The 5615-nt window shown below is 72.9% G+C and carries 5 protein-coding genes and 1 pseudogene; 3 read left to right on the top strand and 3 right to left on the bottom strand.

Annotated features, from left to right (window positions below; all coding sequences use genetic code 11):
• Window positions 1-157: 157 nt before the first annotated feature.
• From AB0J36_RS32620 to AB0J36_RS32610, 3 genes are read right to left on the bottom strand one after another with little or no spacing between them, the layout of a single operon-like run.
• The gene (locus AB0J36_RS32620) at window positions 158-841 is read right to left on the bottom strand and encodes a VTT domain-containing protein (RefSeq protein ID WP_363661526.1); all 684 of its coding nucleotides are present in this window, start codon (window positions 839-841) and stop codon (window positions 158-160) included.
• Window positions 838-1557, bottom strand: coding sequence for a glutamine amidotransferase (locus AB0J36_RS32615; RefSeq protein WP_357126932.1), 720 nt, complete (start codon window positions 1555-1557; stop codon window positions 838-840). The genes AB0J36_RS32620 and AB0J36_RS32615 overlap by 4 nt, the downstream gene beginning before the upstream one ends.
• Window positions 1547-2794 carry a MurT ligase domain-containing protein gene (locus tag AB0J36_RS32610; RefSeq protein WP_357171213.1) on the bottom strand — a complete coding sequence of 416 codons (1248 nt, stop codon included), beginning with the start codon at window positions 2792-2794 and terminating at the stop codon, window positions 1547-1549. Before AB0J36_RS32610 ends, AB0J36_RS32615 begins: the two co-directional genes overlap by 11 nt.
• 355 nt (window positions 2795-3149) lie before the next feature.
• Here AB0J36_RS32610 and mraZ point away from each other — a divergent pair, with 355 nt between their 5' ends.
• The 3 genes and pseudogenes from mraZ to AB0J36_RS32595 all read left to right on the top strand — a co-directional run bounded on the left by mraZ (window position 3150) and on the right by AB0J36_RS32595 (window position 5492).
• Complete coding sequence (gene mraZ / locus AB0J36_RS32605; RefSeq protein ID WP_355049459.1) at window positions 3150-3581, top strand: division/cell wall cluster transcriptional repressor MraZ; 432 nt, start codon at window positions 3150-3152, stop codon at window positions 3579-3581.
• A gap of 206 nt (window positions 3582-3787) precedes the next feature.
• Window positions 3788-4897: pseudogene (gene rsmH, locus AB0J36_RS32600) on the top strand (16S rRNA (cytosine(1402)-N(4))-methyltransferase RsmH).
• Window positions 4887-5492, top strand: a complete 606-nt coding sequence (locus tag AB0J36_RS32595) for a hypothetical protein (protein WP_363661525.1) — start codon at window positions 4887-4889, stop codon at window positions 5490-5492. The pseudogene rsmH and the gene AB0J36_RS32595 overlap by 11 nt, the downstream one beginning before the upstream one ends.
• The last annotated feature ends 123 nt before the right edge of the window (window positions 5493-5615 follow it).

Here is a 5615-nt window from a genome sequence, read left to right as displayed (position 1 = left end):
TCCCGCGTGGCCCCGGCCGGCGACGCCCTGGTCGGCTTCGTTCTTGTGGTTGTGGTGCTTGAACACGCCCTTCCGGGGGTTTTCACCCCCCACCACAACTCCATGATCGACCCAGCGGCAGCGGGGGCGGGTGCGGGTGCGGGTGGGGCGCGGGGGGTCAGGTTGGGGTGGAGCGGGGGTGGCGGTTGGCGCGCCACCACTGGTGTACGAGGACGAGGCTGGCGATCAGGCCGAGGCTGGCGGGAGCGGCGGCGTACCAGTTGACGTGACCGGGTGAGCTGACCGCCGCGCCGATCGCCGCGTAGCCGAACGCGGTCGGGGCGGAGGCGATCACGCTGCCGGCCAGGAACGGCAACACCCGCGTGCCGGTCGTGCCGTAGCCGTAGCTGACCAGGCCGAACCCCGCGATCGGCAGCAGCCGGACGGTGACCACGCCGAACACGCTCTGCCGGGCGAACCAACCGTCGAGGCGGGCCAATCGACCGCGTACCCGTTCGGCGACGAACTCCCGGCCGAGCAGCCGGCCGACGGTGAACCCGATCGCCGCGGCCACCAACGCCGCGCCCAGGGCGTACGCGGCGCCCTCCAGCGGGCCGAAGATCGCGCCCGCGGCGAGCGTCACGAAGGTGCGGGGGACCAGCGCGACCAGGAGCAGCGCGCCGCCGAGGATCGCCGCCACCGGGGCGAGGTCGCCCAGCTGGTCGGCGAGCGCCGGTAGCCGCGCCGGGTCCGGGCGGGGCGCCAGGAGCAGCAGCAGCCCGCAGCCGCCGATGAGCGCGACCAGCAGGGCGAACCGAGCGGCCGACGGCTGCCGGAGCAGCCGCCGGACAGCGTGGATCATGCCCGGGCGGCGGCCACCGCTGAACGGCGCTCGGTGCGGAGCCGGTCGGGCCAGGTGTCGTCCAGCGGCGGGAGCTGGTGTGCCCCGGTGGCCCAGCGCAGCAGCAGGTCGGCCAGGGCCGGGTTGCGCGCCAGCGCGGGACCGTGCGAGTAGGTGCCGAGCAGCTTGCCGCGCCAGGCGCCCTCGGTGGCGCCGTCGTTGCCGATCCCGGCGGTGACCCGGGCCAGGGGGGCGACCTCCGGGCCGAGGTGGGTACGGCCACCGTGGTTCTCGAAACCGGTCAGCGGCGGCAGGCCCAGCCGAGGGTCGATCTCACCGGCCAGCTCGCCGACGGCCCGGCTCTCGCCTCGGTCGGACCGCAGGTCCAGCAGTTCCAGGCCGCGGCACTGCACGCCCTTGGCGAAGAAGGACGTCCCGAGCAGCTGGTAACCGGCGCAGACACCGAAGACCACCGAGCCCTGTGCGACCGCCCGGTGCAAGCCGCCGTCCGCGATGAGCCGCTGCGCGCCCAGCGCCTGCGGGCCGTCCTCGCCGCCGCCGACGAGGTAGATGTCGGCCGTCGACGGCAGTTGCTGGTCGGAGCGGACCTCCAGCACCTCGACCGGCATGCCGCGCTGGCGGGCCCGCCGGGCCAGGATCAGCGCGTTGCCCCGGTCACCGTAGGTGGACAGCAGATCGGGGTAGATCCAGACGATACGCAGGCTCTCAGTTGACACGGTCCAACTCCGCTCGGATGTCCTGGAACGCGGTGTAGTTCGCGATGACCTCGAGCCGTCCGGGCGGGACCGACCGGACGGCGTCGTCGAACGTGCGGACGTGCTGGAAGGGCACGTCGTTGACGTCCAGCCGAACCGCCAGGTCGTATGCCCGGTCACCGGTGATCAACACCTGCCGGCCGCGGAGCGGGGCGAAGTCGACGTCGAACAGCCAGGAGGTGTCCAACCCGTCGGGGTCACGCGCGTTGATGGAGAGCAGGGTGGGCGCCTCGTCCGCCATGTCGAACGCCTCCAGCCAGCTGGCCGGGTTCTTCGCCAGCAGCAGCCGGATGTTGCGGCCGTCCCGGTCGACCTGCGCGTACCGGCCGGCGACCGAGGTCACGATGCCGAGACGGCTCACCGCGTCGACGGGGCGTACGCCGAACTCGGCCGCCACCGCCAGCGCGGTCGCCGCGTTGCCCAGGTTGACCTTGCCGGGTAGCTGGAGGGAGACCTTGTGCCAGGCCCCGGTGGGGTCGAGCACTCCCTCGTCCTCGACGACCCAGTGCGGCTCCGGGCGGCGCAGCGCACAGCCGGTGCACCACCACTGCTCGCCGGAGCGGGCGATGGTGGCGCCGCACTCCGGGCAGACCCAGGAGTCGTCGTGCCAGCGCTGGCCGGCGCTGAACCAGGTCACGTGCGGCGGATTGATGCCGCGGGCCGGGTCGGCCGGCGGGGTGGCCGCCCACACCACCATCGGGTCGTCGGCGTTGGCCACCACCCGTACGTCGGTGTGCCGGACCAGGGCCGCGCGCCAGAGCTGCGCCATCATGGCGACCTCCTTGGCGCGGTCGAGCTGGTCGCGGGAGAGGTTGAGCAGCGCGACCACGTGCGGCTCGGTCGACTCGAGCACCTGGGCGAGGTAGTGCTCGTCGACCTCCAGCACCGCGTACGGGGTGCTGCCGGCCTTGGCCAGCGCCGAGGTGTGCCCGCTGGGCATGTTGGCGCCGAACGAGTTGGTGGCGACCCGCCCGAGCACGCCGACCGCGGCGGCGGTCAACCGGGTGGTGGTCGTCTTGCCGTTGGTGCCGGAGACCAGCGCGATGGCGCGGCCGGCCGACAGGTGCGCCAGCAGGTCCGGGTCGATCTTCAACCCGATCCACCCGCCGATCACCGAACCGTCGCCACGGCCGGCGGCCCGGGAGAGCGCCGCGGCGGTCCGTGACACGGAGCTGGCCACCTTGGCCCGTAGGGGCATTTTCGCGTCCGTCACGCGAGCGAGGTTACCGGACCGCCCACCTCGCCAGATCGCCGCCGACGGTGAACCGTTCGGCCGTGGCATCCCGGCGGGCGGTCGGCGCGCGCTCGGCCGGACGGAGTCGATCAATGTCGGAAAGCGGACCACACCGGGCGGGCGCGCCGGCCCTCCACTCCGCTCCACCCCCTGTGACGTGCGGTTTCACGCGCGGATCGGACGCGCCACGCGGGCGAATCTGGTTGCAGGTGGAGGGAAGTGGAGTAGAGTGGGGCCCAATGGTGAGGCCGGGAGGGCTCACCGGCCCGGGGGGTCAGCGGCGCCGCGAACGCCGCTCAAGGGCGAGGGGGTTGGGCCGATGTTTCTCGGCACCCATACCCCGCGCCTGGACGAGAAGGGCCGGTTGATCCTTCCGGCCAAGTTCCGGGATGAGCTGGCGGGGGGTGTCGTGGTCACCAAAGGGCAGGATCGCTGCCTCTATGTCTTTCCGACACCCGAGTTCCAACGGATCGCGGAGCAGTTGCGCGCGCAGCCGATGACGCACAAGGCGGCCCGGGCCTACAGCCGGGTCTTCTTCGCCAGCGCGCACGACGAGGTGCCGGACAAGCAGGGCCGTGTGACGATCCCCGCGCATCTTCGTGAGTACGCGGCGCTCGACCGGGACCTGGTGGTCATCGGCGCGAGCACCCGGGTCGAGATCTGGGACAAGGTCGCCTGGGAGACCTACCTCGCCGAGAGCGAAGACGACTTCGCCGACATCGAGGAGGGGGTGCTGCCCGGCGGTCTGTAGGGCGGAACGGCGTCCGACGTACTGCGAGATCTCCAGCCGCTTTCGAGTTCCTGGCATCACTTCCCCGGTGCCAGGCGCACGATCCAGTAATCCGGCGGAAGTCGGTGTCCGGCGGGAGCGGATGGGGATCTGGCGGTACGACGGGAGCGCCGTCTCCAACGGCAGGCGCGCGAGAAGAACGGACGTTTCAACCAGTGGGGGTCATCATGGGGGAGTTGCGCGGCACGCACGTGCCGGTGCTGCTCGAGCGGTGTCTCGAGCTGCTGGCCCCCGCGCTGGGTCGAGGCGGCCGGACGGTGCACGTCGACGCGACGCTCGGCCTGGCCGGGCACGCGGAGGCGGTGCTCGAAGCGCATCCGGAGACCGTCCTGATCGGGCTCGACCGGGACACCGAGGCGCTCGCCCACGCACGGGTGCGGTTGGCGCGGTTCGCCGACCGGGTGCACCTGGAGCACGCCGTCTACGACGAGCTGCCCGACGTGCTCCAGCGGCTGGGGTATCCGGGCATCGACGGGATCCTGTTCGACCTGGGTGTCTCGTCGCTGCAACTGGACGCGCCCGACCGCGGGTTCGCGTACGCGCAGGACGCGCCGCTGGACATGCGGATGGACCAGACGCGGGGGACGACCGCCGAAGAGGTGGTCAACACGTACGCCCATCCGGATCTGGCCCGGGTGCTGCGGGTGTACGGCGAGGAGAAGTTCGCCGGGCGGATCGCCTCGGCGATCATCCGGGAGCGCGAACGGGCCCGGATCACCTCGTCGGCGCGGCTGGCCGAGCTGGTCCGGGAGTCGATTCCGGCACCAGCCCGACGAACGGGCGGGCACCCGGCAAAGAGAACGTTTCAGGCTTTACGGATCGAGGTAAACAGAGAGCTGGCAGCGCTGGAGACAGCGCTGCCGTCCGCGCTCGACGCACTGACCGTGGGCGGTCGCATGGTGGTCCTGTCCTACCACTCGCTGGAGGACCGGCTCACCAAGGCGGCGCTCGCGGACCGGGTCCGTAGTAAGGGCCCGATCGACCTCCCGGTCGAACTGCCCGGGTCCGGTCCGACGTTCCGGCTGCTCAGCCGGGGCGCCGAACTGCCCGGGGAGACGGAGGTCGCCGCGAACCCGCGCGCCGCTTCGGTGCGGCTGCGGGCCGCGGAGCGACTCGACCCGAACGCGACAGAGCAGGGGCGGACCGACCGCGAACGGTCTCGCCGACGGGTGAAGGGAATGCACCAACCGGGCACGGGGTCCGCCTGATCCGTGGGGGGTCAGGGGCGCCGCGACCGGCGAGGGACGGACGTTGAGGGGGAGGGACATGAGCATTGACAAGCGCGACCGCCGGGACGTCACCGGCGGCGGGCAGCGCGCACCGCGGTCGGGGGGCCGGACCGCGGCGGAGCGAGCTCCGCGCGTGGAAAACGGTACGCCACGCATCGATCGAGTGAGTCGGCAGGGGGAGACTCGCGCCCGGGGGGCGCGCGAGTTCCCGACCCAGGGCAGTGCCGCGCTGCGTCCGGCCGAGAAGGCAGCCGCCACGGCGGCAGCCCGCTCGCCGCGGCTGCGGGTGGCGCCTCCGCCGCCGGTGTCCGTTCCGCGCGCGCCGTTCGCGGCGCTGGTCGTGGTGCTGGTGGTCGGCGGGGTGTTCGGCATCCTGGCGGTCAACACCAAGATCAATGAGAACGCGTTCCGGTTGGAGAAGCTGCAGCAGCAGCAGGCCCGACTGGACCTGGAGAAGCAGCAGCTCGACAAGCAGATCGCCGACGCCAAGGCGCCGGGGAACCTGACCGCCGAGGCACGTCGGCTGGGTCTGGTGGACGCCGGTGAGCCGGCGTACATCCGGATGCCGGACGGCAAGCCGATCGGCGTGCCCAAGCCGGCGACCGGCGAGCCGTCGGTCACCAGCCAGGGCGCGGGAGGCTGACCGGTGCCACCGAGGTCGGACGAGCCGCGCCGGGGCCCCCCCGGGGGGCCGGGGCGGGGGGCGCGGGGCGCCGGCCGCGCCGCGTGCGCCCCCGCGGTGACGGGGGGGGGGGGGGGCTTCGCC

Origin of the sequence: Micromonospora sp. NPDC049662, assembly GCF_040675055.1 — a bacterium.
Lineage (GTDB): Bacteria > Actinomycetota > Actinomycetes > Mycobacteriales > Micromonosporaceae > Micromonospora.
Note: the sequence above shows the minus strand (reverse complement) of the source record. Positions and strands in the feature narration are given on the sequence as shown.